The 16,111-nt window shown below is 70.1% G+C and carries 9 protein-coding genes; 6 read left to right on the top strand and 3 right to left on the bottom strand.

The window, feature by feature from the left end:
- The first annotated feature begins 325 nt into the window (after positions 1-325).
- The 6 genes from CcI49_RS01160 (at position 326) to CcI49_RS01140 (ending at position 12,704) form a co-directional block, all read left to right on the top strand.
- Positions 326-3,262 carry a TIR domain-containing protein gene (locus tag CcI49_RS01160; protein WP_158230686.1) on the top strand — a complete coding sequence of 979 codons (2,937 nt, stop codon included), beginning with the start codon at positions 326-328 and terminating at the stop codon, positions 3,260-3,262.
- A gap of 283 nt (positions 3,263-3,545) precedes the next feature.
- Entirely contained in the window at positions 3,546-4,928 is a 1,383-nt protein-coding gene (gene fsxC, locus CcI49_RS01155; RefSeq protein ID WP_235497481.1) for an FxsC protein, read from the top strand.
- Positions 4,925-9,013: an FxSxx-COOH system tetratricopeptide repeat protein gene (gene fxsT, locus CcI49_RS01150; protein WP_076823708.1), complete on the top strand. Its 4,089-nt coding sequence runs from the start codon at positions 4,925-4,927 to the stop codon at positions 9,011-9,013. The genes fsxC and fxsT overlap by 4 nt, the downstream gene beginning before the upstream one ends.
- 18 nt (positions 9,014-9,031) lie before the next feature.
- Complete coding sequence (locus tag CcI49_RS01145) at positions 9,032-10,015, top strand: hypothetical protein (RefSeq protein ID WP_054564241.1); 984 nt, start codon at positions 9,032-9,034, stop codon at positions 10,013-10,015.
- A 152-nt stretch (positions 10,016-10,167) separates the two neighbouring features.
- Positions 10,168-10,428 (top strand): hypothetical protein, encoded by a 261-nt coding sequence (locus tag CcI49_RS41375; protein ID WP_131830965.1) that lies wholly within the window; start codon positions 10,168-10,170, stop codon positions 10,426-10,428.
- A gap of 254 nt (positions 10,429-10,682) precedes the next feature.
- Positions 10,683-12,704, top strand: a complete 2,022-nt coding sequence (locus CcI49_RS01140; protein WP_054564242.1) for an HEXXH motif domain-containing protein — start codon at positions 10,683-10,685, stop codon at positions 12,702-12,704.
- Here the strand turns inward: CcI49_RS01140 and CcI49_RS01135 are convergent.
- From CcI49_RS01135 to CcI49_RS01125, 3 genes are all read right to left on the bottom strand, one after another.
- Complete coding sequence (locus CcI49_RS01135; RefSeq protein WP_076823707.1) at positions 12,685-13,803, bottom strand: hypothetical protein; 1,119 nt, start codon at positions 13,801-13,803, stop codon at positions 12,685-12,687. The two genes, CcI49_RS01140 and CcI49_RS01135, sit on opposite strands and share 20 nt — an antisense overlap.
- Positions 13,804-14,088: 285 nt before the next feature.
- The gene (locus CcI49_RS01130) at positions 14,089-14,769 is read right to left on the bottom strand and encodes a response regulator transcription factor (RefSeq protein WP_054564244.1); all 681 of its coding nucleotides are present in this window, start codon (positions 14,767-14,769) and stop codon (positions 14,089-14,091) included.
- On the bottom strand, positions 14,766-16,040 hold the full coding sequence (locus tag CcI49_RS01125) for a sensor histidine kinase (protein WP_076823706.1): 1,275 nt from the start codon (positions 16,038-16,040) through the stop codon (positions 14,766-14,768). The genes CcI49_RS01130 and CcI49_RS01125 overlap by 4 nt, the downstream gene beginning before the upstream one ends.
- Between the last annotated feature and the right edge of the window lie 71 nt (positions 16,041-16,111).

Genomic DNA, 16,111 nt, shown 5'->3' with positions numbered 1-16,111 from the left:
ATCAAAGACCGGCATATACCCGGGCACTTCCGCGTGTCGGTTGGGCTAGCATGCAGACAGAAATACGCGCGGTGCCGCCTGCCCGGGTCCCGGCAGTGTGGGATGTGGTACCCGGCTTGACGGGGGCGATATGAAGGACTGTTTTCTCCTGAGCTCAGCCTTCGACGCCGACACCCCCTGGATCAGGCACTTTCACTCCGATCTCGAGCGTGCGCTGCGCGTCCGTGAGGGCGCTTCGATGACCGGTGTACTGAATGCACGTCCACGCCCCGGCGCCCCTGACGTGCCGGTTCGCGGAATCGACGCCGCGGCCCSCCTGCCTGTCATGGTCGCCCTGTGTCGCGATGATTTCTTCGAGGACGACTGGTGCGGCCGGGAGTGGGCGGTGTTCACCGAACGGCTGCGGCTGCGTCCCACCAACCCCGCGCAGGCCACCCGCGGTGCGGACACCCCTCATCTGCTGCCCCTGGTGTGGAGACGCGGTCAGTCCGCGCACTGGTCGGCGGTCCATGGCCTGCCTGGCAACCCGGCCGAACGGGTGGCGGCGAGGCTCGGCCGTTCCTATGCCGCGCACGACCTGCACACGCTGATCCGGACCCAGCAATGGGGAAAGGGCGGCTACTTCGAGGTTGTGGAGCTGATCGCCGACCTGGTCGCGGCGGCCCGCCGAACACCGCCGCCCGTCCTGTCCACCGCGGCCGCGGAGGCGCTGCCGCCCGCCTTCGGGGTGCCGGCGGAAGGGCCCCGGCCCGCCGCATCTCTGCGCACCACATCTCCCTGGTTCCCACCCCCGAATCCGTCCGCCGTGAGCTCTCCCACCGCGAGCTCGCCCGCCGGCGACCCGGCCGACCAGGGCCCGTCCGACACGGGGGCCGGTCACCGTGCCGGCCCCGCACATGTCGCGGTCAGCTACGTCGGGCCGAACCAGCCCTGGGCGGACTGGATCAGGGATCTTCTCCGCGCACGCGGGCATCAGGTTGACCTGATCCGCTGGAATCCGCTGCGCGGTGACCGGCTGTCCGAGACCTTGCGCGCGGTCGAGCAGTCCGGCGCGGACCGGCTGATCTGCCTGCTGTCCCGGGAGTACTGCGTCGCCCGCGCGGACCTGAGCGCCGCGGTGACCGAGCTGGAGCAGTGGGAGTTACTCGCCGGCGAGGGAGCACTGCGCGGCAGGATCCTGCGCGTCGTGCTCGATCCCGAGCCGCTGCCCGAACCGCTGCGCTCGATGTCCACCATCGACCTGCGGGGCGCCTCGGCAGCCGCGCTGGAGCGACTGCTGGCCCAGGTCCAGGTCCAGGGCCAGGTCCGGGGCCGGGGCCGGGCTGGCCACCCCGCGCCGCAGGCCACGCCCCTGCCGGCCCGGGGCCCGCACTCGCCGCCACGGTCCAACGCACCGGTGGAGAACGACTTCTTCACCGGGCGGGACGACGACCTGGACCGGATCGCGGCGCTGCTCGGCCGGGACGGACACGCCGTGGTGGTGGCGAAGGACGCACTGCCGGACCTGGGTGAGTCCGAGGTGGCGATCGAGTACTCGAACCGGTTCCGGATGCGGTACGACGTGATCTGGTGGATTTCCTGCCAGGGCGACCTGAGTATCGACGAGCAGCTCGATCGGCTACCCGCGGAGGAGTCGCCGGGATTCCAGGAATCCCAGGAATCCCTCGAACCCGCTGGAGGCCCACCGGAAGAAGGCGGCGCCGCCCGGCCGGCCGGCGACACGCCCAGGCGGCTGCTGGTATTCATCGCGGCCGATGATCCCGACTCCATCAAGGAGTATTTCCCCCAGGACGGCTCGCACGTCCTGGTTGTGGCCAGAAATGCCGGCTCCTGGGCCCAGAACACCGTCGCGATCGGTCCGCTGAGCAGAGCCGAGTCGGTGTTTCTGCTCACGGAGACGGCGCCGGTGAACCGGGGAGAGGCCGACCACCTCGCACGCCTGCTGCGGGATCGCCCGGGTCTCATCGCCGAGGTGGCCGGCCACCTCGTCCGCCGCGAGATATCGCTGCAGCGGTGCATCGCGCTCCTGACCGACTCCCAGCGGTACAACGACCTGCCGCGAGACCTCCACCTCCGGCTGATGAGCATGATGGTCGACGATCCAGGAGCAGATCCCCGAGCGGCCCAGCCGAGCCTTTCCGCGCCCCCCGTGGAATCTCCGCAGACATCACAGACACCACAGACACCACAGCCTCCGGCCGGCGGCAGGAGACGGCCGCCGACGGAGCCGCACCCGGCGTCTGCGCCGCCGATCGACCTGACCGAAGGCACCCATCCCACGGCGGACGAGGCCGGCCAGCCCTCCGTGCCCCAACGGGACGTCTTCAGCATTCACGCCGCGCTCATGGGTGTCTGGATCATCAACGATCCGGATGCGTTCGACGCCTGGATGGCACTGCTGTCCGAGCGCATCGAGCGTCGAATCCTGCTTCCTCGGCACGAGCCGCTTGCCGTGCGGGTGATGGCACTCATCCGGCACGCCCTGGCGCAGACCGAGCCGGAACTGCTCGACGCCATGGCGCGGGCGCTGGAGGAACGGGCCGCCGGCGACCCGTCGGTCCGGCAGTTCCGTCGACACGTCGACAACGTCCGGCACCGCTGGGGCCAGCACAGCGGAAGCGGATCGCTCGACAGCACCTTCCTCGTCGATCCGGGCGGTACGGCGGCCACCCACCTGGCAGACGGAGTCGTTCCGTATTTCTTCCTGAGCTATGCCCGCCGCCGTGACAGCGATCTGGTGGAGCGGTTCCACCGCCGCCTCGAGACGGAGATCGGCCGGCGCGCCAGGCGGCAGGTGAACACCAAAGGGTTCCTGGACCGGGTCAGCATGGAGGGCGGCGCGCACTGGCGGGCGGAGCTCCAGGAAGCCGTCCGCCGCAGCCCGATGATGATCGCACTCTGCTCGGACGACTATTTCAGCAGCTCCTGGTGCGGCCGTGAATGGGCGGTCTTCCAGGAACGGATCCGGCTGGCGACCGCGCCGGGTGGCATGCCGCCGGCGGCGATTATTCCGGTTCGGTGGCTCCCGCTGACCTGTGAACCGCCCGAACCGGCGCAGGCGGTACAGATGCTGGACGTCAGCGGCGCCACCCGGTCCGACCTGCCGGTGATGGATCTCATCCAGGAGGACGAGAGCGTCGTGCTCCGCCTTATGCGGCTGCTCACCGAGCGAATGATGAAGATCGCGGCAGCCGCGCTGCCGCCGCTCGAACGAGATCTGACGGAACTGGTCGAGCCCCTGTTCGGGTCGACCCGAGGATGAACGACCCACCCCGCGCCATCGGTGGCCATCCAGGCGAATGGTCGGCAGAGTTTTCGGGCGAAGCAGCACACCCGGCAGCAACCGTGCTTCCGATGCCGTCGCTCGGCCGCGCGCACGGCCTGGGAGGTGTAGAAATGCTGAACCATGGTCTGGCGACGGGGGCAGGAATGCCGTTGAATGACGGAGAGTCACAGCATAAGGATTTCGCCAGCGTGCCGCGCGGCCTGCCCCGGCGGTGGAAAACAGCACAGACGACCGGCGGCCGTATCCCTGGGAGACCGACGTGACCAGGAACTTCGTGCTGCATCACGCCGGCACACCCGGCGAGGACCGCTATGCCGAGCAGTTCCTTGACGACATCCAGGACGAAGTCGACCGGGCAGTCGGCACCGGCGCCGGTGACACTGAGTCGATACGTGGCCGGTTCACCCGGGTCACGGGCACCCGCTTCGGCATTCCAGCAGACGGCTCCCAGGTAATCGACCCGGTAATCCTGAGCTGTGTCGCTCTGGTCTCACTCAACACAGACGGCTATCTCCGGGATCAGCAGAGGATGTGGGAGCGGCGGCTCTTCCGGGAACGCCTTCGCTGGCACCTGCAGTTCACCGGCAGAGCGTCACCGGCACACATCGGCGTCCGCTGGTTCAGCGACGCCGCCAGTCCGGCTCCCACCACCGCCGACGCACTGATCGACGCAGACCTCGGGCCCGAGTACGCCACCACCGGAGCGCTTCGCCTGCTGCGCACCGCCCCGGAGTCGGAGTCCTACCGGCGGCTCGTCGTCGGCATCGCGCGACGGATCCTGGACGCGGCTCACGATCCCGTCCCGGTGATGAGCGAGGAGGATGTCCGGTTCGTACCGAGGATTCCCACCGCGGCCTCGGCAGGCGCACCGCCGGGCGTCCCCTCCCCGCCGGCCTGGGAGCGGAGCCGGGCGGGCGGCGGACGCGCGACCGTGGTGCTGGCGGTACCAGCCCAGGAGGACCTGCCACCGGAACGGCGTGACCGCGGCTACTACGGACGCACCGCGGCCGAATGGCGGCCCTTCCTCCCCGGCACCGGCGCGTCCGCCTTCGACGTCGTTCGCGCGACCATGGAAGACGTCGGAATCCACGACATTGTCTGCGAACAGTTGAGCGTGCGCATGTTCGAGAACCCGCCATCAGCCCTTGACGATGAGCGCGTCGTCGCGGTTCTTGTTGATCCATGGATTGCCTCCGGCGGCAATGCGGACGATGCGCTGGCCCGGCTGGCGGAATGGCGACGCCGCAGCGGAGCCGTGGTGGGAATATTTTTGATCACCGCTGAGGGTGACGAGGAGACGGCGGCGCAGGCAGCCGTGCTGACCAACCGCCTGCGGCATCTGTTGAAGGAGGACGCCGCGCTGTTCCGCTCCCGCACCTGGTTGCCGGCCGTGGATGATGCCGCGCGGCTCGCGTCGTCGGCACGGCCCTTTGTCGTCCGTGCTCGCAACCGCCTGCTCGCGGAACGCCGCCGGGCCGCGCTGGTGTCCAGCGCCGCGACTGGCGGGCCGGCCACCGACCGGCTGGCTCCGGAAAGGAATGTGTGGGCCAGGCCATACCATCGGATGTGGATGTCGGATGCCGCTGACACCACCCGGCCGGCCTCACATCGAACGCTCGGCGCGGGGGTGGAAACAGCGTGATCACAGACTCAGCTTCAGGCCGGGCCGCGGTGCCGGTGGAATCGACGGCACCCGTGACGGTGCCGGCGGCGGTACCGTCGACCACCCGAATCGTCACCTTCTACTCCTACAAGGGTGGCACCGGGCGCACGATGGCGATGGCGAACGTCGCCTTCATCCTGGCGAGTGCGGGAATGAAGGTCCTGGTCATCGACTGGGACCTTGAGTCACCCGGTCTGCACCGCTATTTTCGGCCGTTTCTCACCGACCGGGACCTGACCAGCAGTGACGGCGTCATCGATATTCTGACCAAATTCGTCACCGAACGGGACCTGTACCCGGTGAACGACCCCGCCGCGCCGGACCCGCTGCGGCACGCGGACTTCGCGAACCACGTGGAGACGCTGCGGTGGCAGTACTTTCCGCGTGGGGGCCGGCTGGATTTCCTCGGCCCGGGCCGCCAGGAGTCGCGGGACAGCGACGCCGAGTACCAGTCGCTCTACGAGCTCAGGGTCTCGACCTTTCCCTGGAACCAGCTGTTCGACGGCCCGGACGAGACCGTTTTCATCAGCCGGTTGCGCGAGAACATGTTGTCCGCCGGCTACGACTACGTGCTGATCGACAGCCGCACCGGCGTCTCGGACGCCTCCGGGATCTGCACCATGCTGCTCCCGGATGTGGCGGTCATCGGCTTCGTCATGAACAACCAGTCGATCATCGGTGCCACCTGGGTCGCCAAGCGTATTCGCTCCAGCGCGCCCCGTCCCGTCCAGGTGATCCCGGTCCCGATGCGGGTGGAGGACGGCGAGCAGCGGCGGCTGGAACGGCGGCGCCTGTTCGCCGCCTTCCGGTTCAACGACGTCCTCGACCTGGATGCCGATTCGGACCGGCAGGTCCAGCGGCTCGCCAAGGTGGAGATTCCCTACAAGCAGCTGTACGCCTATGAGGAGCTTCTCGCCTCGTTCGGTGACACTCCCGGCGTTCGGTCCAGTCTGCTGTCGGCCTATGAGGAGCTGGCGGCGACGATTCACGGCGGCCCGCTACCGGAGCGGGCGCTCATCCCCTACGCGCAACGGCAGCGCATCGTGCGGCAGTTCGAGCTCGCGGACACGCCGATGCTGCGCTCGGCCGTGGTTCTCGCGGCCCCGGCCGACCGGGTCTGGGGCGACTGGGTGGCCGGCCAGCTGCGCCGCTTCGGTATCCGGGTGACCTCGACCGGCACGCTGAGCTCACCCGGGCGGCTGCCGAGGTCCAGCGCGCTGCTCGTGATCGCCTCGACCTCGCTGGACCGCGAGGCACCCGAGGGCAGCACGGCTCGAGCGGATCTCCTGCGGTTGATCGAGGATTCCGGTGCGCCTGACCAGCGCATCACCGTGGTGCAGGTGACTCCTCCGGAGACCGAGTGGCTTTCTCGGGACACCGGCGGGGAACCCGTCACCATCAGCGGGCTCGACGAGGCCGCGGCCCGGGAGCGGCTGCTCAACCATCTTGGCTTCGTCGACGTGGCCACCCCCGACGGCGACGCGGGCGGGCCGCGGTTCCCCACGCTGAAGCCGGCCGCCTGGGGCCGGGTACCACCGCGCTACGGCTGGTTCGTCGGCCGGGAGCAGGAGCTGACGCGACTGCGCGACCGGCTGACACCGGGTTCGGTGGTCACCGGTCGCCAGGTGCTGGCGGGCCCGCGCGGCGTGGGCAAGACCCTGGTCGCGGCCGAGTTCGCCTACCGTTTCAGCTCCGACTACGACGTCGTCTGGTGGATCCCGGCCGACGACCCGGCGTCGATTCGCCAGAGCCTCGTCGATCTCGCCGGCCGTCTGCGCCTCGATGCCGTCGGTGGCGGCGTCGGTGGCGCTACCGGCTTCGGCGCTGGCGGCGTCGGCGCCGGTGTCGGCGGCGTTGGGGGCGTCGGTGTCGGCGGTGGCGCTGCCGGTGTCGGCGGGCCCGGCGGATCCGCGCCCGTCCCGCAGAACGTGCCCGAGCTCGCCAATGCCGCGCTCGATGCGCTCTCGCTGGGCGAGCCGCCACTGCGGCGCTGGCTGTTGATCTATGACAACGCCGCTCACCCGGACGCGGTGTCCGAGCTGATGCCCACCGGCACCGCCTTCGGTCACGTCCTGATCACCTCGTACCACACCGCCTGGGACGACGGTTCCGCTGTGAAGATCGGCAACTTCGCCCCGGCGGAGAGCATTCGGCTGCTGCGCCGTGGCCTTCCCGGTGCCTCCGACGCCATGCTCGCCCCGCTCGCCGAGCAGGTCGACAACTTCCCGTTCGACATCAACCAGGCGGCCAACTCGTTGAGCCGCAGCACCCTGCCGGCGGCTGACGCGGTCAGGTCCTACCAGGCGCGGCTGCTCGAGCGCGGCCGGTGGAGCGGCGGCAGCGCCTGGGCGATGGAGTACAACGAGCTGAAGACGAGCGCCGATCCCGTCGCCCGGGCCGCCGCGAAGCTGCTGGAGATGTGCGCCTTCCTCGCCGAGGAGGGCGTCTCGCTGGCGCTGCTGCGGTCCGCCGCGATGGTCCAGCGGCTCCACGACATCGGCTCCGACGCCCCCACCGCCGCGGCGCCACCGGATGTCGACTCCGTCATCGACCGGATCGAACGTCTCAACCTCGCCACCGTCAACCCGACCCGGGACCGGCTGATCGTGCCCGGCCGGTCCCAGCTGTACGTCCGTGAACGGCTGCCGGAGCCGGAGGCCACGCTCATCCGTGCGGAGGTCTGGCGGGTGCTGACCGCGCACGCGTCCCTCACCGCGCTGGACGACCCCAGCGGCCGGGACATGTTCGTCGAGCTTCGCAAGCACATCCGCCCGTCCGGCGCCGCCGGGTCGCCAGACCCGGACGTCCGCCGCTGGATGATCTACGAGGTGTACCGGCGCTGGCGCGTCGGCGAGCTCGGCGACGCCCTGGAGCTCACGGACGAGTGCCTGGCGAACTGGCAGCCGCTCGGAGCGGATGATCCGATCACGTTGCAGATGTGCACGTGGCGGGCGACCGTGCTGCGCTCGTCCGGGCGCATCGACGAGGCGTTCGCGCTCGACGAGCAGACCCTCGCCGCGCAGCGCCATCTGCTCGGTTTCGCCGACCGGCGCACGCTGCTGACGGCGGGCGGGTTCGGCGCGGACAAGTGTGAGCTCGGCTGGTACAACGACGCTCGCGCCGAGGACCAGACCACCTACGACCTCTACTGCCGTGAGTTCGGGCCGAACGACCGGTCGGCGCTGGACGCCGGGGACAACCTCGCCGTGGCGCAGTACCTCGACGGGGACGTCGCGGCGGCCCAGCGAACCGTCCGCGCCGTCCTGCGCGGCCGGCTGGCCACGCTCGGCACGGACAACGCCGACACCTGGTGGTCCCAGATCCTGGTCGGCCTGTGCGTGCGCGAGCTCGGTGACTCGACCGAGGCCTGGCAGCTCATTCACGAGGCGCGCGAGCGGCTGCGCGAGATCGAGGGCCCGACCTCGACCCGGAGCCTGCTCGCGAGCAAGCATCTGGCCGTCACCCTGCGGCGCGGCGATGACCCGAGCGCGGCCCGTGTGCTGACCAAGGAGACCCTGGACCACTACGTCCACCGCTACCCGAGGCGGCATCCGGGCCGCCTGGCCTGCCTGTTGAACCGGGCCCTCGACCTGCACGCGGCCGCCAGCCACCTCGACGCCGTGACGATCGCCCGGGAGGCACTGGCGGCCTACACGGACCTGTACGGCGACGACGACCACCCCGTCCTGAACATCGCCCGGACGAACGCCTCGATCTGCCTGCTCGGCGCCGGGCAGGTCGACGAGGCACTTGCGCTGAGCCAGCGAGCCCACGACGGCCTGCGCGAGGAGCTCTACGAATACCACCCGGCGGTGCTGGCGGCGGCCATCAACCACGCCAACTGCCTGCTGGCCGCGGGCCAGGCGCAGGACGCGGCCAAGCTCGACCAGCAGACGCTGGACGAATGCGTCGCCTCGCTCGGCGCCAACCACCCGTACACCCGCATCAGCCGCCTCCACCACGGCTCGGAGGAACCGAACGGCCGCCCGCCGGCAGGCCTCGCCGCGGGAGACGACGTCCTGTCGGGGCGGCGCGGCGCCGACGTCGACATCACGGGCACCTGACGGTAGAGGCAGGTCTACATGACGAACGAGATGCTGTCAGCGCGGGCCCCCTACCACTACCGGGCGCCCTATATCGAGGCCGCGAAGTTCCGCGACGTCGAGGATCTCTGCCTGCGGGAGCTTGATCCGGAGATCCTCCAGCACGTGAGCTACTACACGGAGGGAGTGCTCGGGCTCTCCTTCGACGTTCTGGAACAGGCCGATCTGCCGGCCACCTCGCGCCGTTCGGCGGGCACCGGCCGGCGACGCCGTGACCTGGAAAGCTTCGGCCGCCAGATAAACCGGGCGGTGGAGGAGCTCAACCGGGTCCTGGAGCCGCTCGACACCGGTGTTCTCATCCGGGTGGTGTTCGACGCGGGCATCGGCGGCCTGATCTACAACCGGGTCAACACCCGGCAGTATCTGATCGGCGCGGCGCTTCGCCCCGAAGGCCTCGCCGCGGCCGATGTGGCGATGTCGAAGCTCGCCACCAGGTGCAGGTCCTTACTCGGCCTGCCGGGCCAGAACCCGGGCGGGGTCGACAGCGACACCCAGGGCCCGCCCAGCGGCAGCCACATCACACCCCCCCTGGTGGAGCTTTCCCCGGACGCGGATCCCGAGGACCTCAGGTTCTCCGAACTCGGCCGGCACGCCGTGCGACCGGACGACCTGCACTACGCGGCCCGGTGCAAGGACAACGGTGTCAACGTGGTGGTGGACGTGTTCGACGCTCCCGCGCTCGGTTCGTTCTTTCTCACCGTCGGTGTCAGACGGCACCGGGACCTGTACGAGACGATCTGCCGCGACCTGTCGACACTGACGGCGAACTTCGCGCGGGCAGCCAGAGCCGCGCTGGGCACCCCGCTGCGGACCAGCGTCGTGGACGTCGAAGCCGGCGCCCTCTACGTCCACGACGTGGGCGCCGGTGAATACCTGCTCGGCGTAACGCTGGACCAGCAGCGGGTCAGCGAGGCGGAGCGACGATTCCAGGACCTCGCCGCGCGATTCCTGGATAGCCGCTGACACCGGAAACCGTCTAAATCGGTGGTGGCCCGGGGAATTTCGGATCACCACCGCGGACCAAGGGTGCCGTGAACGGTGGGCACAGATATCCCGTGACGTCGCCGGGCAGTCGTTATAGTGTTCTCGCACCAGGTGGTCGAGGAGGTCGACTGATGGAGGCCACTGCCAGCCGCATCAGCTCTTCAGCGCAGCTCGGTTCTTCAGCGCAGCTCGGCTCTTCAGGGCAAGTCGGCTCCGCGGAACGCATCGAGTCTCCGGTGCTGGATCTGACCGGGGTCGACCTGAACGATCTGAACAGGCTGCCGGCCGGGGCACTCATCCGGTGCCTCCAGCACGTGCTGCGCGCCGTCGAGACAGACCAGGCGATCGCCGGCTACTCCCAATACCCCGGCAAGTCGGAAGGCGACTGGTGATCGGCGCGGGTGAGCCTTTCCACCGTCGCCTCCGACCTGCGGCATCTCCGACCGTCCACCGTGCGATGGAAAAGACTCAATGAGTTCCGACCACGACCGGCATCCGGGCAGCCGTACCCATGGAATGCCGGGCGCCGATTCCGGATTCAGTATCCGCCCCGACCCGGGCGGAGTTCACCAGGGTTTTTCGGCTGATACCACAGGGCCGGCGACCGGCCGGGCGACCGGCACCTGGCCCGGAGGCTGAGGCGGCAGTGCTTTTCGACAACTACATTCGGGCGACCGCGGCGGAACCGCGCTGGCACCAGCTTTCCTGGTCGCAGTTCGACGAGCTCGCCGGTGGCCTCGGCGGAGCACAGGCGTCGTCGGTCCTGCGGTCGGCACAGGCGAGCAAGCGCCTGCTCATGCTCTGGTCACTGGTCGGCCAGGTCCACGACAGCGAGCTCACCGTCGCCGCTCGCGAGGATGTCGAACGCCTCTTCGGCATCCTCGCCGCCCTGTGGCGTGAGCATCCCGGGGAGGTGGAGGCGGTCGTCCTCCACCCGCCGGTGGGTACCTGGCTGCATCACTGCCTTCGGCGGCTGCGCCCACGGCCGGACCAGCCCCCACGGCCGGACCAGCCCTCGCAGGCGGCCGGCCAGCACACGATCGAGGAGGATCTCGGCTACCTCGGGGGCCTCGTCGCCGCGATCGCGCTGCGTGCGCGGATCCCCGTGGACATCCGCGCACCTGTGCGGGCCGGCGTCGTGACTCTTCCGACGTACGGCCAGATACGACTCCGCGGGCAGGGTGACCGAGCCCGGATCCGGATCTGGGCCCACCCTCCTGATCCCGCCGGCCGCGTTGCGGTGCGGTTGGCCGTCGACACGGCCGACGATCACGTGCAGCTCACGTCGCAGTCGCTGGAGTACACGGACACGGACACGGACACGGGCCGCGAACGCGACGGCTCCCCGACCAGCCAGTCCCCCGGCAACCACCCGGACCGGTGGTGGCCGGTTCGGCCGCTCCAGCTCGCTGGGGCCTCCGGCGGGTCGCGCATCGTGCTCGACGATCTCGACCCGTTTCGGGAGCCAGGCGCGCTGGTGCCGGCCCGACGGCTGACCGCGGCGGAGTTCCGTCACTGGCGTGCCGTCTTCGGCGAGGCCTGGCACCTGCTCGTCCGCGACCATCCGCACCGCGTCGACGGCGTCGCGGGCCTGCTGCGGTCGCTGGTGCCACTGGCCGCTCCGGCCGGTGTGACGTCCATCAGCGCCAGCTCGCTTGAAGCCTTCGGTTCCGTGCTCCTGTCCGCTCCGACCGACAGCGCGCAGCTGGCCGTCACCCTCATCCATGAGACCCAGCATTCGAAGCTGGCGGCCATCGACGACCTCTCGCCCCTGGTCGCACGGCGCTCACCGGCGGTGCACTACGCGCCGTGGCGCCTCGATCCGCGCCCGGTCGAAGGGCTGCTGCACGGCGCCTTCGCCTTCCTCGCGGTCGCCGGCTACTGGTACGAGCGGTCCCTGATCGACGAGGGCGGCCAGGCCCTCCTGGCCGCCTACCAGTTCGTCTGGTGCCGGGAGTCCGTCCGCGATGTGGTGGTCACGCTGGAGGCGGACGAAACGCTCACCCCGGCGGGCCGGCGGCTGACCGCGGGGATCGCCGATCAGGTCCGCCGCTGGTCGGGCGCCGCCGTGCCGGAGCTTGCCCACCGGCTGGGCATGCTGGAGGTCGGCGACTGCCGGGTTCGATGGCGCCTGCGCAACCTGACGCCGGAGCCAGAAGTGATCTCATCGTGGGCTCGGGCGTGGCTGCGAGGTGATCCATGCCCGCCGTCGGGGGCACCGGTCTGCAGCGTGCGGGCCGGTACGCCGAGCGCCGCCGGGGGAAACCGGGTGGACGTCGCGCGCCGCCTGCTGGCGGGCGAGACCGTGGACGCGTCCGGCCGGGCCCGCGCCGACGTGCTCCTGCTGACCGGTCGGACCGAGGAGGCCGCTGCCGAGTACCGGCGGGCGGTGCTCGCCGACGGCGACGCGCTTGCCGCCTGGTCGGGGCTGGTGCTGAGCCGGCTCGGCACCGGTGGGCGCTCCGCGCGCGGATACTCGACCCGGCCGGAGACTGTCCGGGAACTGTGGCTGGCGATCAGGCGGGCCTCGGGAGACACCCCCGACCTCGATGCCCTCGCGGCCTGGATCGCCGACGTCGACGACGCGGATACCCGACGTTCCCGGCCCCCTGCCGTGGAGCGGCCTGGCCGAGCAGGTCGCGCGGTGGTCAACCCGCGGACCGCGTGACCGGCTCCGGCGCCTCCTCGCCGCCGATCCGACCGGCGACCGCCAGCATCAGGCGCGGGAACCGGGCAATCGCCCGGTTGCAGGCGAAGTGGAGGATGTTGATGGCCGCGATCGCCACGCCGACCACCCCGACAGCCGACGGAACGATCGGTTGGAAGGTCAGCGCGAGCACGATGCTGGTGATCCCGTTCTGCTGGGAGAGGGACAGGTACACCCGGTCGGTCGGCTGGAGGCCCCGGGTGAGGAGCAGCCCGACCAGAATCTGGGCGGCGAACGCCGCGGCTCCCAGGGAGATACCGGCCGCGAGATCGATGTCCGCGCCGCCCAGAAGGACGCCGAGCAGAACGGCCGCCGCCAGCAGCGCCGCCTGAACAGCCCGGTCGACCCAGCGGCCCCAGGCGAGCGACCTGGGCCGCAGGAAAAGGCCGGCGACCGCCAGGCCGAACATCAGGAAGCGCCAGACGGCCACGGCATAGACGACGCCCACCGCGCCGATGATCAGCCGGTCGTGGCCCGACCGGCGGTGGCGGATGGTTCGAGCGAAGGTCCAGGCCGCGACCACCAGAGCACCGTTCACGACCAGATCCGCCGCGAGGGTGCCGAACCCGGCATCCGCCATGAGGCCCGCGTGGTTCGTGCCGCTGATCGCCATGGACGGCAGCACCGCCAGCAGCACCAGCGTGGCGAGCACGGTGACCGGGTCGTCAAACGAGGACCACGCGATCAGCAACGACCTGGCCCGGCGGGACATGGGCGAGTTCTTCAGCAGGGCGGCGACCGAGAGCGGATCTATCTGCGCGATGATGCCGGCCAGGAGGAAGTACACCGGGTCACGAAAGATCAGCGCCAGAAGGCAGCCGATCAGGAGGACCTTGAGAACGACACCGACGGTCACCACGGAGACAATCAGGCGCGCGTCGCTCCTGGCCGCGCGGGGAATCGTCGACGTGGCGCCGTAGAGCCCCAGACCGAGCAATGCGGTGGTCAGGTATCCATAGGCCGCGGTGTCGACCATTCCCACCGATCCGAGCACCCGCGACAGGGCATAGCCGGCACCGACGCAGAGCGGCAGGCGCAGCAGAACAACCAGGGAGATCATGAGAATGGGTACACCGCTTCACTCCATTCTCGCTCCGTCAGCCGCAGTCGAATGCACAGCCGAACTCAGGCGCAGCCGCCGCCACCGGCGCAGGCTGACGCGACAACAGCCGATGATCGCCCCCGTCGATCGACAACAGCGTACCGCGCGGCCTGTCGCCGAAACACGCATGTCGACGGGTTGTGGGAATCCGCGACAATTCCGCGAGGCGGCCGGCGGATCATGCGTAATGCGGCCACCTGGTCGCGGTACCGGGACCGGGGCCGGTACCGGTACCGGCCTCGGTCATTCTGGCGGACTGCCGTGCAGCAGGCCGGTCTGGTACGCGATGACGACGAGCTGAGCCCGGTCGCGGGCGTCGAGTTTCGCCATTGCCCGGTGAACATGGGTGCGAGCGGTCAGCGGGCTTATGACGAGTTTGGCGGCTATCTCCTGGTTGGAGTGGCCTTCCGCGGCCAGGATCATGACCTCCCGTTCGCGGGCGGTGAGCGTGTCGAGGGCCGCGTGGTTCGCCGCAGCGGTGGCCGTGGGTTCGGGGATGGCGATGAACTGCGCGATGAGTGCACGGGTCGCCGCCGGGGACAGGAGCGCCTCGCCAGCCGCGACGGTGCGGACCGCGGCGAGGAGCCCGTCGGCTTCGACGTCCTTGCCGAGAAAGCCGCTCGCGCCGACACGCAGCGCCCGGGCGACATATTCGTCGATCTCGAAGGTCGTGAGAATGAGAACGCGGGTGGCGGCGAGCTCTTCGTCCCGGCAGATGGCCGCGGTGGCGGCCAGCCCGTCCATGCCGGGCATTCGGATGTCCATGACCACGACGTCCGGACGATATTCGCGGGCGGCAGCGACGGCTTCGTTACCATTAGCCGCCTCAGCGACCACCGTCATGTCGTCACACGAATCGATCAGTATCCGGAATGTTGCTCGGAGGAGCGCCTGGTCGTCGGCGAGCAGTACGCGGATGGTCATCTCTGTTCCGTTTTCGTCGGTTTTCTGGGCTGGAGCGGCAGGACGGCGGTGACGTGGAATCCGAACTCGGGATGACTGCCGGCCTCGAGATGCCCACCGACAGAACTCGCTCGTTCACGCATGCTGATCAGGCCGAACCCGCCGTCGGCCCCCTCGCCGGCCCGGTGACCGGGCCTTTCACCGGGCCTTTCACCGGCCTTCTCACCAGGCACGCCATCGGGCCTGCCACTGCGACGGCGCCCGTCATCGGCACCATTTATGATCTTCAAGGTCAGGTCGCTCGGCGAGTAGGTGATGTCGACGTACGCGCTGCCGGTGGCCGCGTGCTTCGCCACGTTGGTGAGCGCTTCCTGCGCGATCCGGAAGGCCGTGAGGTCCACCACCGGGGAGAGCGATGGCGGGTCACCGCGGGTGGTGATGGTGACGGTGAGCCCGGCCGCGGCGAACACGCGGGCGAGCTCGGGGAGCTGCGCGAGCGACGGTGCGGGTTCCAGGGGTGCGTCCGGGTCGTCGCCGTCGCGCAGGAGGCCGACGGTGGCCTTGAGGTCACGCAACGCGGAGGACGTGGTGGCGGTCAGGCTGGTGAGGATCTGTGCCGCCTGGTCGGGGCGGGTGCGAACGAGATGTGCGGCGGTGCTTGCCTGAGCGTGGGCGAGGGTTACGTGGTGGGCGACGACGTCGTGCAGCTCGCGGGCGATCCGGGTGCGCTCGGCGGCCACCCGGCGGCGGGCCTCGGCCTCCCGGGTGCGCTCCGCGTACTCGGCGCGGGCCCGGACGGCGTCGAGGTAACCCTCCTTGGTGCGCTGTGCGTCTCCGAGCGCGGCTGACATCAGGAGCCAGGCGGTCGGTCCGACGCTCTTGAGCGGCCAGCCGTAGCTGGCGGGATCTGCGACCAGCGCGGTCCCCACCACCAGGACGCACGTCGAGACGGCGAAGACCAGGTTCGTCCGGCGGTCCGTGCGGGCGGCGAGCCAGTAGAGCGCGGCCATCACCGGAGCCAGCAACAGGGGGGTCAGCAGGTAGCCCAGCGCCGTCACCGCGACGGCGCAGACGATCGCCACCGCGGCGGTGGTGCGCGGGTGGCTTTCATGCCAGAACAGGGCGGCGCAGGCGATGGCCGCGAGAACGACCGCGGGCACCCACCCGCCGATGGGGGCGTTGGCGGGTGGCGTGATTCTGCTGCCGGGACCGGAGGCGACGAACGCCCCGATCACGATCACCACCGTGTTGCGGCGATGATTCCCGACCCACCGCCAGGTGGTGATCGTCATTGCTGGTTCCCGTCGAATGCTGGAGCCGTGCCCCTCACCGTACGGGGTCGCCACCGTCCGAGGAACGCGCC

It is taken from the genome of Frankia sp. CcI49, from assembly GCF_001983215.1.
GTDB lineage: Bacteria > Actinomycetota > Actinomycetes > Frankiales > Frankiaceae > Parafrankia > Parafrankia irregularis.
The sequence above is the reverse complement of the archived record's forward strand: the minus strand, read 5'-3'. Positions and strand labels throughout refer to the sequence as shown.

Coding starts and splice junctions, on each gene's coding strand:
- CcI49_RS01160 (WP_158230686.1), top strand. CDS start 326: ATGGTCGCCCTGTGTCGCGATGATTTCTTCGAGGACGACTGGTGCGGC.
- CcI49_RS01145 (WP_054564241.1), top strand. CDS start 9,032: ATGACGAACGAGATGCTGTCAGCGCGGGCCCCCTACCACTACCGGGCG.
- CcI49_RS41375 (WP_131830965.1), top strand. CDS start 10,168: ATGGAGGCCACTGCCAGCCGCATCAGCTCTTCAGCGCAGCTCGGTTCT.
- CcI49_RS01135 (WP_076823707.1), bottom strand. CDS start 13,803: ATGATCTCCCTGGTTGTTCTGCTGCGCCTGCCGCTCTGCGTCGGTGCC.
- CcI49_RS01130 (WP_054564244.1), bottom strand. CDS start 14,769: ATGACCATCCGCGTACTGCTCGCCGACGACCAGGCGCTCCTCCGAGCA.
- CcI49_RS01125 (WP_076823706.1), bottom strand. CDS start 16,040: ATGACGATCACCACCTGGCGGTGGGTCGGGAATCATCGCCGCAACACG.